This is a genomic window from Streptomyces sp. NPDC038280 (assembly GCF_055600045.1).
Window position 1 is genome coordinate 91019 of the sequence record NZ_JBVJYZ010000007.1, and the last position, 14949, is coordinate 105967.

Sequence of the window (14949 nt, forward strand, 5' to 3'; positions counted from 1 at the left end):
AACTGGCCTGCCGGGGGTCAAGTGTCGCCCCAGGCTCCTGGTCTGTCGAGAACACCGTACGCCCCGCCTCCGGGCCCGGCCGTCCGGGTTGTGGCGCCTCCGGGCCACAATGGGCCGCGATGAACACGGATCCGGACGACGGCTGGTCCCTGGTCGTGCCGCTGAAGCCCCTCGCGCTGGCGAAGAGCAGGCTCGCCGAGGCCGCGGGGGCGCTGCTGCGGCCGCGTCTCGCGCTGGCTTTCGCGCAGGACACGGTGGCGGCGGCGCTCGCTTGTCCGCGCGTGCGGGATGTGGTGGTCGTCACGGACGATTCGGCGGCGTCGGCGGCGCTGGTCGCGCTGGGGGCCCGGATCGTGCCCGACTCCCCGGCCGCCGGTCTCAACGCGGCGCTCGCGCACGGGGCGCGAGCGGTACGGGAGAGGAGGCCGGGCGCCCGGGTCGCGGCGCTCAATGCCGATCTTCCCGCGCTGCGGTCCGCGGAACTGACCCGGGTCCTGGACGTGGCCGGTCAATTTCCGAGGTGCTTTCTGGCTGATGCCGCAGAAATCGGCACAACATTCCTCTCGGCCGCTCCCGGGGTGGAATTGCGGCCCGCATTCGGTGGCTCTTCCCGGCATCGGCATTTGTCCTCGGGCGCGGTGGAAATCCGGCTTGCCCTGGTGGATTCCGTCCGCCGGGACGTGGACACCGGGGAGGATCTGGCCAGAGCCCTGGAACTCGGTGTCGGTCCCTGGACGGCGGCCCGCTGGCAGCGCGCGGCCGGATAGGCTGCCGTTCATGCAGGCGACCGCGTATACGTACGACTCCGAATCCCGCAGCGGAAGTGTGCTGCTCGACGACGGCACACCCGTGGACTTCGGCGCCGAGGCCTTCGACGCCGGCGGCCTGCGGCTGCTGCGGCCGGGGCAGCGGGTGCGCATCGAGACCGAGGGCGAGGGCGCGGCGCTGCGCGTCACGCTGGTGACGCTGCAGACCTTCTGAGACCGGAACGCCGCGGGCCGGGCTCCCCCGAGGGGAGCCCGGCCCGGCGCGTGAGTGGCCCTATGACCTTGTGCCGCTTACTTCTTGCGCGCGGTGGTCTTCTTGGCGGTGGTCGTGCGCGAGGTGGTCTTCTTCGCGGGCGCCTTCTTCGCCGTGGCCTTCTTCGCCGGGGCGGTCTTCTTGGCGGTGGTCTTCTTGGCGGCGCCTGCGGCGGTCTTCTTCGCCGGGGTCGCCTTCTTGGCGGCGGTCGTCGTCTTCTTCGCCGTGGTCTTCTTGGCGGTGGTCTTCTTCGCCGCGGCCGTGGTCTTCTTCGCGGCCGGCGTGGCCTTCTTCGCCGCCGTCTTCTTCGCGGCCGCGGCGGAGGTCTTCTTGGCGGCGGCCTTCTTGCCGGCGGTCTTGGAGATGGTGGGGGGCGGGCCCGAAAGGCTGCCCTTGGGGGCCTTCTTGACGGAGACCTCGCCGCCCTTGGGGAGCTTCTTCGTGCCGCTCACCAGGTCCTTGAAGCCCTGTCCCGCACGGAAGCGGGGGACGGAGGTCTTCTTGACCCGGACGCGCTCACCGGTCTGCGGGTTGCGGGCGTACCGCGCCGGACGGTCGACCTTCTCGAACGAGCCGAACCCGGTGACCGACACCCGGTCGCCGGAGACGGTGGCACGGACGATCGCGTCGAGTACCGCGTCGACAGCGTCCGCGGCCTGCTGACGGCCGCCGAGCTTGTCGGCAATCGCTTCTACGAGCTGCGCCTTGTTCACGTCTTCCCCTTCGGAGACATTGCCAGAACGAAAGTGTTCAAGCTTTTTCGCACGTTAGGCAGATATATACCGCAAATCAAACACGAAACGGTCTAATCACCCTAGTGCCGCAACGATGAGAGCGCGTTGCGGAGTTCCGGGGTGTCAGTCGCCTTCAGGGAATCGGCCCTCGTCGAGGTCCTTCATCAACCGGTCCAGACGCGTGGCCGCGTCCTCGAGATCGTGCTTCGCCGCTGCCGTCACGACCAGCAGCTTCCGGGACAGCGCCATCCTTACGCCCTCCGGGACTTGCAGTGAGCGCACTCTTGTGTGCGCTTCCTTCAATCGGGCGGCGACTGCCTCGTAGAGCTCGAGTTGGCTGTCGCGTTCCATGCACCGATTGTGCCATCTAGGGCGAGTTGTCGCCCGACGGGGTCTCAACAAGCGACTGCGCCCCCCACCGGACGGTGGGGGGCGCAGTCGTGGAAAAGCGCTGCTCAGGCCGTAATTGTACGAGGCTTGAAGGCCGGTCGGGAGGCCTCGTAAGCCGCGATGTCGGCTTCGTTCTGAAGGGTGAGGCTGATGTCGTCCAGCCCGTTCAGCAGTCGCCAGCGGGCGTTCTCGTCCAGCTCGAAGTCCGCGTCGATTCCGGCGGCCAGCACCTTGCGGCGCTCCAAGTCGACGGTGATCTCGGCCGTCGGGTCGGCGTCGGTCAGCTCCCAGAGCGCGTCGACGACTTCCTGCTCCAGCACGACGGTGAGCAGCCCGTTCTTCAGCGAGTTGCCACGGAAGATGTCGGCGAAGCGGCTGGAGATGACGGTCTTGAAGCCGTAGTTCTGCAGCGCCCAGACGGCGTGCTCACGGGACGAGCCGGTGCCGAAGTCGGGGCCGGCGACCAGGACCGTGGCGCCCTGCCGCTCGGGGCGGTTGAGCACGAAGTCGGCGTCCTTGCGCCAGGCCTCGAACAGGCCGTCCTCGAACCCGTCGCGGGTGACCTTCTTCAGCCAGTGGGCGGGGATGATCTGGTCGGTGTCGACGTTGCTGCGGCGCAGCGGAACGGCCCGGCCGGTGTGCGTGGTGAAAGCTTCCATGGTTCCTCAGACCCCCGCGGGCGTAGAGACGTCGGACAGATCGGCCGGGGAGGCCAGATGGCCCAGTACCGCGGTGGCGGCGGCGACCTGGGGCGAGACCAGGTGGGTGCGGCCACCCTTGCCCTGGCGGCCCTCGAAGTTGCGGTTGGAGGTGGACGCGGAACGCTCACCGGGCGCCAGTTGGTCGGGGTTCATTCCCAGGCACATCGAGCAGCCCGCGTGCCGCCATTCGGCGCCGGCCTCCTTGAAGACCTTGTCCAGACCCTCCTCGACCGCCTGCAGGGCCACGCGGACCGAACCGGGGACCACCAGCATCCGTACGCCGTCGGCGACTTTGCGGCCGCCGATGATGCCGGCCACCGCACGCAGGTCCTCGATCCGGCCGTTGGTGCAGGAGCCTACGAAGACGGTGTCGACCTTGATGTCGCGCAGCGGCTGGCCGGCGGCCAACCCCATGTACTCCAGGGCCTTTTCGGCGGCGTTGCGCTCCGAAGCGTCTTCGTACGAAGCCGGGTCGGGGACCGAGGCGGACAGCGGCGCGCCCTGGCCGGGGTTGGTGCCCCAGGTGACGAACGGCGCCAGCGAGGCGGCGTCGATGACGACCTCGGCGTCGAAGACCGCGTCGTCGTCGGAGCGCAGCGTCTTCCAGTACGCGACGGCGGCGTCCCAGTCCTCGCCCTCGGGGGCGTGGGCGCGGCCCTTCAGATAGGCGAAGGTCGTCTCGTCCGGAGCGATCATGCCCGCGCGGGCGCCGGCCTCGATCGACATGTTGCAGATGGTCATCCGGGCCTCCATCGAGAGCTTCTCGATGGCGGAGCCGCGGTACTCCAGGATGTAGCCCTGGCCGCCGCCGGTGCCGATCCTGGCGATGATCGCCAGGATCAGGTCCTTGGCGGTCACGTCCTCGGGCAGTTCGCCGTCGATGGTGATGGCCATGGTCTTGGGGCGGGCCAGCGGCAGCGTCTGGGTGGCCAGGACGTGCTCGACCTGGCTGGTGCCGATACCGAAGGCCAGGGCGCCGAAAGCGCCGTGGGTGGAGGTGTGCGAGTCACCGCAGACGACGGTGGTGCCGGGCTGGGTCAGGCCCAGCTGCGGTCCCACGACGTGGACGACACCCTGCTCGACATCGCCCAGCGGGTGCAGCCGCACGCCGAAGTCGGCGCAGTTCTTGCGCAGCGTCTCCAACTGCGCCCGGGAAACCGGATCCGCGATCGGCTTGTCGATGTCGATCGTGGGGGTGTTGTGGTCCTCGGTCGCGATGGTGAGGTCGAGGCGCCGCACGTGGCGGCCGTTCTGGCGGAGGCCGTCGAAGGCCTGCGGGCTGGTCACCTCGTGCAGCAGGTGCAGATCGATGAAGAGGAGGTCGGGCTCGCCCTCGGCGCGCCGGACGACATGGTCGTCCCAGACCTTCTCCGCGAGTGTCCTACCCATCGCTTTCCCTCCGGCCGGCGTCTACGCCGGCACAACTAGAGACCCGTTTCGCGGGCCGTTGTGCGGCCGCTACTCCAGGGTCGCAAGTTACCGGCGAAATTGAACTTGCGTTTCACAGAGTGAGACGCGAGTATCGTTGCATGGACAACTCTAGCGGCGTCGGCGTTCTCGACAAGGCAGCTCTGGTATTGAGCGCACTGGAGTCCGGTCCGGCCACCCTCGCCGGGCTGGTCGCGGCGACAGGGCTCGCACGACCCACGGCACATCGCCTTGCCGTGGCACTGGAACACCACCGGATGGTGGCGAGGGACATGCAGGGCCGGTTCATCCTCGGACCGCGGCTGGCGGAGCTCGCCGCCGCGGCCGGTGAGGACCGTCTGCTGGCCACGGCGGGACCGGTACTGACCCACCTCCGTGATGTGACCGGCGAGAGCGCGCAGCTCTACCGGCGCCAGGGCGACATGCGCATCTGTGTCGCCGCGGCGGAGCGGCTGTCCGGATTGCGGGACACCGTGCCGGTCGGCTCCACCCTCACGATGAAGGCCGGCTCCTCGGCGCAGATCCTGATGGCCTGGGAGGAGCCCGAGCGGCTCCACCGCGGCCTTCAGGGCGCCCGCTTCACGGCGACGGCCCTGTCGGGCGTACGGCGCCGCGGCTGGGCCCAGTCGATCGGCGAGCGGGAGCCGGGCGTCGCGTCCGTCTCCGCGCCCGTCCGCGGCCCGTCCAACCGCGTGGTGGCCGCCGTGTCGGTGTCGGGCCCGATCGAGCGCCTGACCCGCCACCCTGGCCGCATGCACGCCCAAGCGGTGATCGACGCGGCCGCCCGTCTCTCCGAGGCGCTGCGCCGCAACGGCTGACGTCCGCCGTCACTCCTTCCCCATCCGGTTCACCGCTTCAACGCCGCAGCGGTGGGCCGGAGTTGGACTCACCACGAACCTCGTCACGAACAACGAAAACGAGGAAGCCCTCCCCTGTTGGGGAGGGCTTCCTCGTACGTGTACCCCCGACCGGATTCGAACCGGCGCTACCGCCTTGAGAGGGCGGCGTGCTAGGCCGCTACACAACGGGGGCCTTGCAGATGAGCTCTGCGAGCTGGCCTACCAGGACTCGAACCTAGAATGACGGTACCAGAAACCGTAGTGTTGCCAATTACACCATAGGCCATGGTGGTTTAGACCAATATTGGTTTGAACCAGTACCCCCGACCGGATTCGAACCGGCGCTACCGCCTTGAGAGGGCGGCGTGCTAGGCCGCTACACAACGGGGGCCCTAGCGATCCCACCCGGCACCTGAAGTGCCGGGTGATGTCACCGCATGATCACCGGGTGCGACCCTGGTGTTCCGCAGGATGGATCTGTACCCCCGACCGGATTCGAACCGGCGCTACTGCCTTGAGAGGGCAGCGTGCTAGGCCGCTACACAACGGGGGCTTTGCAGATGAGCTCTGCGAGCTGGCCTACCAGGACTCGAACCTAGACTAACTGAACCAGAATCAGTCGTGCTGCCAATTACACCATAGGCCACCAAAACGCAACCCCCAGTGGGGATTTTCGTTCGGGTTGTGCGCTTCGGATTCTGGGATGGTCTCCCGCTTCCCTCGGCGCAGGAAGAACATTACCCGAAGGTGTCCGGCGCTCCAAAACGGGTTCCCGGCCAGAGCAGGCCGGGAAGCTGCTCCAGGCCCGTGATGCTGGTCAGCTCGGGACGCCCGCCGAGGCCGGCGCGGTCCAGCCAGATTCCGGTGAGGCCGGCCTCGACCGCTCCGCGCGCGTCGATGTCGGGCTGGTCGCCGACGTAGGCGACCTCGTGAGGCTCCAGGGACAGCGCCGTACAGGCCGCGCGGAAGGCTTCCGCGGCCGGCTTGGCGACCCCCAGCTCGGCCGCGCACAGGACGACCTCGAACCGGTCCCAGAGCCCCAGGGCGCGGAGCTTGCGCTCCTGGTTGAGCAGGGACGAATTGGAGAGCACCGCGTGGCGGCAGCCGTCGAGCAGGTCCAGGGCGGGCACCGCGTCCGGGAACAGCTCCCAGGCGGATTCGTAGTGCGCGAGGTAGCGGGTGAACCAGTCGTCTGCCTCGGCGTCGCTCAGCGCGGGCGCGGCCAGGAAGTCGCGCACGCGGTCGCGCCGCTGCTCCTCGAAGAGGACGCCGCCGGCCTCGAAGCGCCGCCAGTGGACGACGGTGAGCTCCTTCCAGCGGACGAGCGCCTCCTCGGCGGTGCCGTACCGCGCCAGCAGGCCCTCGGCGGCGAGATGGGCGCGCATCCCCGTGGTGTCGGCGCGGGCGTAGTCGAAGAGGGTGTCGTCGATGTCCCACAGGACCGCTCTGATGGCCATGCCTCAGACCGTACGCGAAGCCGCGACAGCCTATCCGGAATAAGTCATTCCTATCGGAATTCAGGGCTCCAGTTTATTCGTGTTGACTTATTGACTCGCCATCCGCCTACACTCCGTCCGCCACTCTGGCGATCAAGGTTCCTGGGAGGAATTCATGATTAATATTCGGCGCGCCCTGGCCATAGCCCTTCCCGCCACAGCCGCTCTGGCCTTCGGTGTGACCCCGGCCCAGGCCTCGGTCGGCATTTACTGCACCGGGGACGCCAGCTGCGGAACCTTCTGGTACAACTCCGGCCAGAACGGCTCGCGTACCACTTTCACCGGTACCGGCGGCATCAATGGCAGTGTCAAGGACCTCGCGGGCTACACCTTCCTGGGCGATGGAGCCGGTAAGGGCTCGCCGGTCAAGAATGGCGCTGCCTCTTTCTACAACGGCAGTGGCGCCCCCACCACGATCTTCTACAACAGCGGCTGGAACGGCCCCTGTGACACCATCGCGGCCTACACCGTCGCCAACCAGCTGGTGAACACGTACAACGAGAACGCCTCGTTCGCCTTCGGCGCGTCCGGTTCGAACTGCTACAAGTTCAACTGACGGGCGACCGTTCCCTCTTTGCACGTCAGCCCCGCGTGAAGGCCACGGCCCACGCGGGGCTCCGCAGTGGAAGCAGCCTGATGAGACGTTTGGTGACACCCGCGCTGGCCCTGTTCGCCCTGGTCGGATGCACGGCGCAGGGACCGCAGGGGGATGCCGGGCAGCCGCCCGGGGCGAGCCGCGCCAAGGAATCCGCCGCATCCGAGCGCGACTACACCTCGCGGCTGCCCATCGCCGCGTACAGCTATACCAATGCCGAGTACGCGTCCATCGAAGCGGCCGAGAACGCGCTGGCGAGTACCTGCATGGCACGCTATTCACTGACCTACAAGCCACCGAAGCCCTCCCCCGCGCCGCCGGTCGCAGATCGCAGGTACGGCTTGTCGGAGGAAAACAGCGCCATTCGTTTTGGCTACCATCTGGATTCCTCCGGAGCCCCGCCCCGGCGTATGCAGCTCGGCAAGGATGAACGCACCGTGCTGTTCGGAAGGCAGGGGGTCGACGGGAAGTCCGGACCCCTTGAATACCGGGGAATGAAGATTCCGGACGACGGATGCATCGGACAGGCCAAGACCGATCTCGGCAAGGACTACGCCTATCCGGAAGGCGCCGAGAAGGCAAGCAGGATCTCGGCGCTGAGCTATCAGCAATCGATGCTTCTTCCCGAGGTGCAGACCGTCTTCAAGAAGTGGTCGGCCTGCATGAAGAAAAGCGGGTTCGACTACGGCTCGCCCCGGGACCCGTTTTCCGTGGAACACTTCAGCGAAGGCCCCCTGACGGCGCAGGAAAAGGCGACCGCCAAGGCCGACGTCGCCTGCAAGCGGAACACCGGTCTGCTGGACGTGTGGTTCACCGCGGAGTCGGGCGTCCAGAAGGCGATGATCGCCAAGGACGCCGCGGCGCTCCGGAAGCTCCGCGAGCTGCACCGGGAGAAGGTCGCGGCGGCCCGGAAGATCCTCGCCGAGGGATGAGTCCCCCGCCGCGCACGGAACGCACGAGGCCCGGCCCCCTTCTCGGGGGCCGGGCCTCGTCGGCGTACCGGAGTGGCTAGGCGGCCAGCTTCGCCAGCGTCGCGTCGATGCGGGCGAGGGTCTTCTCCTTGCCCAGGATCTCCAGGGACTCGAAGAGCGGGAGGCCGACCGTGCGACCGGTGACCGCGACGCGGACCGGGGCCTGGGCCTTGCCGAGCTTCAGGCCGTGCTCCTCGCCGGCGGCCAGGACCGCGTTCTTGAGGGACTCGGGGTCGTTCCAGTCGGCCGACTCCAGCGTGGCGCGGGCCGTGGTGAGCAGCGCGGCGGGCTCGCCCTTCATCGCCTTGTCCCACGAGGGCTGGTCGAAGACCGGCTCGGGCAGGAAGAGGAAGTCGACGTTGGCGGTGATGTCCGAGAGAACGGTGACCCGGGTCTGGGCGTGCGGGGCGATCGCCTCCCAGGCCGTCCGGTCGAAGTCCTCCGGGGCCCAGTTGGCGTGCGGGGCGCGGAGCCAGGGCTCGCACGCCTCGGTGAAGGCCTTCACGTCGAGGCGGCGGATGTGGTCCGCGTTGATCGACTCGGCCTTCTTGAGGTCGAAGCGGGCCGGGTTGGCGTTGACGTCGGCGATGTCGAACGCCGACACCATCTCCTCGATGGTGAAGAGGTCCTGGTCGGCCGAGAAGGACCAGCCGAGGAGCGAGAGGTAGTTCAGCAGGCCCTCGGGGAGGAAGCCGCGCTCGCGGTAGATGTTGAGGGACGCCTGCGGGTCGCGCTTGGAGAGCTTCTTGTTGCCCTCGCCCATCACGTACGGCAGGTGGCCGAAGGAGGGGATCTCCTTGGCGATGCCCAGCTCGATCAGCGCCTTGTAGAGCGCGATCTGCCGCGGGGTGGAGGAGAGGAGGTCCTCGCCGCGCAGGACGTGGGTGATCTCCATCAGCGCGTCGTCGACCGGGTTGACCAGGGTGTACAGCGGGGCGCCGTTGGCGCGGACGATGCCGTAGTCCGGGACGTTGTCCGGGGTGAAGGTGAGTTCGCCGCGGACCAGGTCGGTGAAGGTGATCGGCTCGTCGGGCATACGGAAGCGGACGATGGCCTCGCGGCCCTCGGACTTGTACCGCTCGACGCGCTCGGCGCTGAGGTTGCGGCAGGTGCCGTCGTACCCCGAGGGCTTGCCGGCCAGGCGGGCGGCGTCGCGCCGGGCCTCCAGCTCGACGGCGGTGCAGAAGCACTCGTAGGCGTAGCCGCCGGCCATCAGCTTCTCGGCGACGTCCTTGTACAGGTCCATCCGCTGGGACTGGCGGTACGGGGCGTGGGGGCCGCCGACCTCGGGGCCCTCGTCCCAGTCGAGGCCGAGCCAGCGCAGCGAGTCGAGGAGCTGGTTGTACGACTCCTCGGAGTCGCGGGCCGCGTCGGTGTCCTCGATCCGGAAGACCATGGTGCCCTGGTTGTGCCGGGCGAAGGCCCAGTTGAAGAGGGCGGTGCGGACCAGGCCCACGTGGGGGTTGCCGGTCGGGGAGGGACAGAAACGGACGCGGATGTTCGCGTTAGCCACGCTTGATCACCTTGTTGGTGAGAGTGCCGATGCCTTCGATGGTGACGGCGACCTCGTCGCCGACGTTGAGGGGGCCGACCCCGGCGGGGGTGCCGGTGAGGATGACGTCTCCGGGGAGCAGCGTCATGGCCTCGGTGATGTGGACGACCAGGTCCTCGATGGAGCGGATCATGTCGCTCGTACGACCCAGCTGGCGCTGTTCTCCGTTGACCGTGGCCTGGATGGTGAGGTCGGCGGGGTCGAGGTCGGTCTCCACCCAGGGTCCGAGCGGGCAGGAGGTGTCGAAGCCCTTGGCCCGCGCCCACTGCTTCTCGCGCTGCTGGGCGTCGCGGGCGGTCACGTCGTTGGCGCAGGTGTAGCCGAAGATGACGTCCTTGACGCGCTCGCGCGGGACCTCGCGGCACATGCGGCCGATGACGACGGCCAGTTCGGCCTCGTGGTGCAGTTCGCTGGAGAAGGAGGGGTACTCGATCGCGTCGCCGGAGCCGATCACCGAGGTGGTGGGCTTGAAGAAGGCGACGGGGACCTCGGGCACCTCGTTCCCGAGCTCTGCCGCGTGCTCCGCGTAGTTGCGGCCGATGGCCACGACCTTGTTGGGGAGTACGGGCGGCAGGAGGCGGACCTTGCTCAGCGGAACCTTGGTGCCGGAGAGCTCGAAGTCGCCGTACGGGATGCCCTTGATGATGTCGAGGACGAGGCTGTCGGGGCCTTCGCCCTCGACCGCGCCGAAGGCGACATTGCCGTCGATGGAGAACCTGGCGATGCGCACGAGTGCTGTCGCCCCTCACTTACTGGCTGGCTGGAGTCTGACGCTCCAGGCTAACGCCCGAGGGGCGGCCCGCCTCGCGCTTTACGGTGCGACGGGGGCGTCGATCAGGGTGGTGCGGCGCGGGTTGGCGGTCTGGGTGGGAAGCTCGTCGGTGTGCTCGGGGCGTGCGCCCCGCTCCAGCTGCTCGGCGTCCTCCAGGTGCGCCAGCGTGGTGCGGCGGGGGTTGGCTATGTTGCGGAGCAGCATCGTCGTCTTCATCGCTGGTTTCAGACCTTGTCGGTAGAGGCGCGTTTGTAAAGCGTCAGGCTAAACATTCAATTCCCTTCGAATGCATGGAAGCGGCAACGATCTACGTGTGAGTTTGCTCACCACCTGGTGGACAAAACGGGCAATACGGATAGTCACTCACCGGCCCGGAATCGGACATTGCGTAGCCGAAGCCATCATTCCGCTCCTGATCATGGCGACTGGGACACCACCGTCCCCTCGATGACTCGTAGGGATACGTCCGATTCCTCCGAGAACACCCCCCACATGGGGTGACCCGATGTTCACGGGGTGTTATCGCAATGGTGGTCCGGGACACGGCCCTTGTTGGAGATCCGGCACTGTGCTGGAATTCCACGCACCGCCGCGGGTTTCAGGCCGGCGCGCAGGTGGCGCAACGCAGCGCCGAGTGAGCGGCGGGGAAGGGGGATCTGCGCCGGTCACTGACGACCACCATGGGGCGCGCGCCCGCGCTCCACGACGCCGACACCGTCCATTCCGTTTACGCGGAGGACGCCTGGTCCAGAGGTTGCGACGCTAGTGCAGGGACGTTTCAAGAGGGATGGCAGCGCTGCGGCGGAACAGGAGCCGCGCGGCGGGACCGACCGCGGCTCCTCGCCCCAGCACACCCAGAACCAGGGTCAGGGACCGGCGGCCGGCGAGAGTTCGGACCGCCCCTCGGGCGCGACGAAGGCCGGCGCGGCCGAGCCCGCCGCGCCCCCGAAGCCCCGTGGTCCGTCCGAGACCGGTTCGCGAATAGCGCTGCGCAACTGGCGCATCAGCACGCGCCTGGTCTCCCTGCTGACGCTCCCCGTGGTCGCCGCGACCACCCTGGGCGGCATCCGCATCAACGACTCCTTGAACGACATGCAGCAGCTGGAGCACATGCAGCTGCTGACGAAGATGACCAAGGAGGCGACGCAGCTCGCGCAGGCGCTCCAGACGGAGCGCGACCTTTCCGCGGGCCCGCTGTCGCACGGCGCCACGCCGTCGGACTACACCGTCTCCACGCCGCGCGACAAGACGGACAAGGCTCAGCGCGCGTTCCTCGACGCCACCGAGGAGATCGGTGATGCCCAGGGCGACGAGGCGCTGCAGTCCATCCGCGCCAACGCCAGCCAGATCGCCCAGCAGGTCGTCACGCTCGGCGAAATCCGCCAGAACGCGTACAAGAAGAACATCTCCAACTCGCAGACCGTCGAGGCGTACAGCCGGCTGATCGACTCGCTGCTGAGCCTCTCGCAGGACATGGCGCAGGCGACCAGCAACCCGGAGATGATCAAGCGGACCCGTGCGCTGGCCGCGTTCTCGGCCGCCAAGGAGTACGCCTCCATCCAGCAGGCGATCATCGCCGCCGCGCTGCCGAAGAGCCCCAGCGACGGGCAGGGCAACCTCCAGCTCCAGGACCGCCTCTACGCGGCCGCCGCGCGCTCCAGCGAGAAGGCGCAGCTGGGTGCCTTCAGCACCACGTACGAGAGCATGGGCGGCAACCCGACCGAGCTCACGGCCCCGCTGAACAGCAGCAACCCGACGATCGACTCGGCGGACAAGTACGCGGACCGGGTACTGAGCAGCCCCAAGGGCCTGGCCGACCGGGAGCCGCGCGGTTACCTGGACTGGACCGACGAGTACAGCACCAAGATCCAGGCCATGAACCGCATCGAGGCCGACCTGCTGGGCCAGATGGAGAGCAAGGCCCGTGAGCTGCGGGCGGATTCGCAGCGCGACGCGATCATCAACGGTGCGCTGATCCTCTTCGTCCTCGGTGTCTCGCTCGTCGGCGCCTTCGTCGTGGCCCGGTCCATGATCCGCTCGCTGCGGCGCCTCCAGGACACCGCGACCAAGGTCGCCCAGGACCGACTGCCCGAGCTCGTCAAGCAGCTCTCCGAGGCCGACCCGCAGGACGTCGACACCTCGGTGGAGTCCGTCGGTGTGCACTCCCGGGACGAGATCGGCCAGGTGGCCGCGGCCTTCGACGACGTGCACCGCGAGGCGGTCCGCCTCGCCGCCGAGCAGGCCCTGCTGCGGGGCAACGTCAACGCGATGTTCACCAACCTCTCGCGTCGCTCCCAGGGCCTCATCCAGCGTCAGCTCTCGCTCATCTCCGAGCTGGAGTCCCGCGAGGCCGACCCGGACCAGCTGTCCTCCCTCTTCAAGCTGGACCACCTCGCGACCCGTATGCGCCGGAACGGCGAAAACCTCCTCGTCCTCGCGGGCGAGGAGCCGGGCCGTCGCTGGACCCGGCCCGTGCCCCTGGTCGACGTGCTCCGCGCCGCCGCCTCCGAGGTGGAGCAGTACGAGCGCATCGAGCTGGCCTCCGTCCCGGCGACCGAGGTCGCCGGCCGTGTGGTCAACGACCTCGTGCACCTGCTCGCCGAGCTGCTGGAGAACGCGACGTCGTTCTCCTCGCCGCAGACCAAGGTCCGCGTGACCGGTCACGCGCTGCCCGACGGACGTGTGCTCGTCGAGATCCACGACACCGGCATCGGCCTCTCCCCCGAGGACCTCGCCGCGATCAACGAGCGGCTCGCGTCGCCGCCCACCGTGGACGTCTCGGTCTCCCGCCGCATGGGTCTGTTCGTGGTCGGCCGTCTGTCCCTGCGACACGGCATCAGGATCCAGCTGCGCCCGTCGGACTCCGGCGGCACCACCGCGCTCGTCATGCTCCCCGTCGACGTCGCCCACGGCGGCAAGAAGCCCCCGGCCATGCCGGGCGCGGGCGGTGGCCAGGCCGGTGGACCGCAGGGCGGCCCGTCGGCTCCCGGTGGACGTCTGCCGGGCGGTCCCGGAGCGGCCGGTGGCGGCCGTCCCGGTCTGCCGGGCGGCCCCGGTGGCGCGGGCGGTCCCGGCGGAGCTCCCTCCGGTGGTCTGCTCGGCGCCGGCGCCGGTGCGCCGCGCGGTCAGGTCGGCTCGGGCAACGGGCCGCGTGCCGCGCTGCCCGGCCGTGACGGCGGCGGACGCCCCGGCGGCGGACCGCAGGGCAACCCCCAGTCCGGTCCCGCGCAGGACCCGCAGCGTCAGGGCGCCGGTGTGGCCGGCGGCTTCGGCGGCGGCGTGCAGGGCGGTGCGCAGGGTGGCATCCCGACGCGCAACGACGTCTGGCAGAACCAGAACCAGAACCAGCCCGGCAACCAGGGTGGCAACCAGTCCGGCAACCAGGGTGGTCAGCCCGGCCCCGCGGGCCAGGGCCGTCCCTCCCGCGACCAGGGCTCCCGCCCCGGCCAGAACGGCTTCCAGCAGTCCGCTCCCGGTCAGGGCGACCGCGGCCGCCAGCAGCCGCTGCCGCCGGCCGGTCCGCGCGCCGAACTGCCCGGTGGACCGTCGGGAGCGCAGCGCCCGCAGACCACCAGCTGGGGCTCCGACCAGCCGGTGGCACCCCGTCGGCAGCAGTCTCAGCCGCGCCCGGTCCAGCCGCAGAACATGACGCCGCTGGACGCGCCGCGCGGTCACGAGGACCCCGACCTCGGCGCCACCGGCCAGTACCCCCGGCCGGACGTGCACACCCCGCGCTCGGCTCCCCCGTACCCGAACCAGCCGCAGCAGCAGGGTCAGCAGGACCCCGCGGCCACGGCGCAGTTCCCGCGGCCGGACTTCAACAGCCCGCAGCTGCCCGGCCCGGGTCAGGCCCCGGCGCCGCGTCAGCGCGGCCGCGACACCGCCGACTTCGGCGCGCCGCGTCCGCCGGCCGGCACCCCGGCTCCGCAGTCCCAGCCCGATGCCCTGCCTCCGGCGTCCGGCGCCGGTGACGGGCGTACGCCGCTGTACGACACGCTGGAGACCAACTGGTTCCACGGTCAGGGCGGCGGCGAGTCGGCGGCCGAACAGACCATGCGCACGCCGGTCGTTCCGCAGCCGCAGGCGGAGCGTCCCGCGGCTCCCGCGCAGCGGCGGCCCGCCCCCGAGGCGGCCAACCCCAGCACCGCCGCATGGCGCAGTTCTCCCAACGACGAGCTGGTGCGCCAGGCCGAGCGGGTCCGCAAGCCCGCGGCCGGCGGCATCACCACCTCCGGTCTGCCCAAGCGTGTGCCCCGCGCCAACCTCGTGCCGGGCACCGCTCAGGAGCAGCCCAACACGGCCGGGCCGCAGGTCTCACGTGCACCCGATGACGTACGCGGCCGTCTGACCAATCTCCGCCGGGGCATCCAACAGGGTCGCCAGGCGGGGAACTCGACCACGGGCAGCTTCAATCCGGGCCCCAGTCACCAGCAGGAGCGATAGTTGAGCCC

Annotated in this window: 14 protein-coding genes and 5 tRNA genes; 6 read left to right on the forward strand and 13 right to left on the reverse strand. The window is 69.4% G+C overall.

What is annotated here, in order from left to right:
• Nucleotides 1-119 precede the first annotated feature (119 nt).
• A complete protein-coding gene (gene cofC / locus ACZ7J0_RS16885) occupies nucleotides 120-767 on the forward strand; it encodes a 2-phospho-L-lactate guanylyltransferase (protein ID WP_470888046.1) in 648 nt (215 codons plus the stop codon).
• A 10-nt stretch (nucleotides 768-777) separates the two neighbouring features.
• On the forward strand, nucleotides 778-981 hold the full coding sequence (locus ACZ7J0_RS16890) for a hypothetical protein (protein ID WP_470888048.1): 204 nt from the start codon (nucleotides 778-780) through the stop codon (nucleotides 979-981).
• A 77-nt stretch (nucleotides 982-1058) separates the two neighbouring features.
• Here the strand turns inward: ACZ7J0_RS16890 and ACZ7J0_RS16895 are convergent, their stop codons facing one another.
• The 4 genes from ACZ7J0_RS16895 to leuC form a co-directional block, all read right to left on the reverse strand.
• On the reverse strand, nucleotides 1059-1733 hold the full coding sequence (locus tag ACZ7J0_RS16895; protein WP_470888050.1) for an HU family DNA-binding protein: 675 nt from the start codon (nucleotides 1731-1733) through the stop codon (nucleotides 1059-1061).
• Nucleotides 1734-1877: 144 nt separating this feature from the next.
• Entirely contained in the window at nucleotides 1878-2105 is a 228-nt protein-coding gene (locus tag ACZ7J0_RS16900) for an SCO5555 family protein (protein WP_468706625.1), read from the reverse strand.
• Nucleotides 2106-2209: 104 nt separating this feature from the next.
• The gene (gene leuD / locus ACZ7J0_RS16905) at nucleotides 2210-2803 is read right to left on the reverse strand and encodes a 3-isopropylmalate dehydratase small subunit (RefSeq protein ID WP_469119451.1); all 594 of its coding nucleotides are present in this window, start codon (nucleotides 2801-2803) and stop codon (nucleotides 2210-2212) included.
• Between the two features lie 6 nt (nucleotides 2804-2809).
• On the reverse strand, nucleotides 2810-4234 hold the full coding sequence (gene leuC / locus ACZ7J0_RS16910) for a 3-isopropylmalate dehydratase large subunit (protein WP_470888052.1): 1425 nt from the start codon (nucleotides 4232-4234) through the stop codon (nucleotides 2810-2812).
• A 140-nt stretch (nucleotides 4235-4374) separates the two neighbouring features.
• Here leuC and ndgR point away from each other — a divergent pair, with 140 nt between their 5' ends.
• Nucleotides 4375-5091, forward strand: a complete 717-nt coding sequence (ndgR, locus tag ACZ7J0_RS16915) for an IclR family transcriptional regulator NdgR (RefSeq protein ID WP_005311436.1) — start codon at nucleotides 4375-4377, stop codon at nucleotides 5089-5091.
• A 141-nt stretch (nucleotides 5092-5232) separates the two neighbouring features.
• On the opposite strand, the gene ACZ7J0_RS16920 is transcribed toward ndgR, so the two are convergent.
• From ACZ7J0_RS16920 to ACZ7J0_RS16945, 6 genes are all read right to left on the reverse strand, one after another.
• Nucleotides 5233-5305: transfer RNA gene (locus ACZ7J0_RS16920), tRNA-Glu, on the reverse strand.
• Nucleotides 5306-5326: 21 nt separating this feature from the next.
• Nucleotides 5327-5398: transfer RNA gene (locus ACZ7J0_RS16925), tRNA-Gln, on the reverse strand.
• Between the two features lie 32 nt (nucleotides 5399-5430).
• Nucleotides 5431-5503 (reverse strand) — tRNA-Glu (locus tag ACZ7J0_RS16930).
• Nucleotides 5504-5592: 89 nt separating this feature from the next.
• A tRNA-Glu gene (locus ACZ7J0_RS16935) sits at nucleotides 5593-5665 on the reverse strand.
• Between the two features lie 21 nt (nucleotides 5666-5686).
• Nucleotides 5687-5758, reverse strand: a tRNA-Gln gene (locus tag ACZ7J0_RS16940).
• A 91-nt stretch (nucleotides 5759-5849) separates the two neighbouring features.
• Nucleotides 5850-6569: an HAD family hydrolase gene (locus tag ACZ7J0_RS16945; RefSeq protein WP_470888054.1), complete on the reverse strand. Its 720-nt coding sequence runs from the start codon at nucleotides 6567-6569 to the stop codon at nucleotides 5850-5852.
• 154 nt (nucleotides 6570-6723) lie between these two features.
• Between ACZ7J0_RS16945 and ACZ7J0_RS16950 the strand changes: the two genes are divergently transcribed.
• On the forward strand, nucleotides 6724-7164 hold the full coding sequence (locus ACZ7J0_RS16950; protein ID WP_470888056.1) for a peptidase inhibitor family I36 protein: 441 nt from the start codon (nucleotides 6724-6726) through the stop codon (nucleotides 7162-7164).
• A gap of 92 nt (nucleotides 7165-7256) precedes the next feature.
• Nucleotides 7257-8135 carry a hypothetical protein gene (locus tag ACZ7J0_RS16955; RefSeq protein WP_470888058.1) on the forward strand — a complete coding sequence of 293 codons (879 nt, stop codon included), beginning with the start codon at nucleotides 7257-7259 and terminating at the stop codon, nucleotides 8133-8135.
• A gap of 76 nt (nucleotides 8136-8211) precedes the next feature.
• Here the strand turns inward: ACZ7J0_RS16955 and gltX are convergent, their stop codons facing one another.
• The 3 genes from gltX to ACZ7J0_RS16970 all read right to left on the reverse strand — a co-directional run bounded on the left by gltX (nucleotide 8212) and on the right by ACZ7J0_RS16970 (nucleotide 10714).
• On the reverse strand, nucleotides 8212-9687 hold the full coding sequence (gltX, locus tag ACZ7J0_RS16960) for a glutamate--tRNA ligase (protein ID WP_470888060.1): 1476 nt from the start codon (nucleotides 9685-9687) through the stop codon (nucleotides 8212-8214).
• A complete protein-coding gene (locus ACZ7J0_RS16965) occupies nucleotides 9680-10456 on the reverse strand; it encodes a fumarylacetoacetate hydrolase family protein (RefSeq protein WP_468706649.1) in 777 nt (258 codons plus the stop codon). The genes gltX and ACZ7J0_RS16965 overlap by 8 nt, the downstream gene beginning before the upstream one ends.
• 81 nt (nucleotides 10457-10537) lie before the next feature.
• Nucleotides 10538-10714, reverse strand: a complete 177-nt coding sequence (locus ACZ7J0_RS16970; protein WP_470888063.1) for a hypothetical protein — start codon at nucleotides 10712-10714, stop codon at nucleotides 10538-10540.
• A gap of 549 nt (nucleotides 10715-11263) precedes the next feature.
• Between ACZ7J0_RS16970 and ACZ7J0_RS16975 the strand changes: the two genes are divergently transcribed.
• Entirely contained in the window at nucleotides 11264-14941 is a 3678-nt protein-coding gene (locus tag ACZ7J0_RS16975; protein WP_470888065.1) for a sensor histidine kinase, read from the forward strand.
• The last annotated feature ends 8 nt before the right edge of the window (nucleotides 14942-14949 follow it).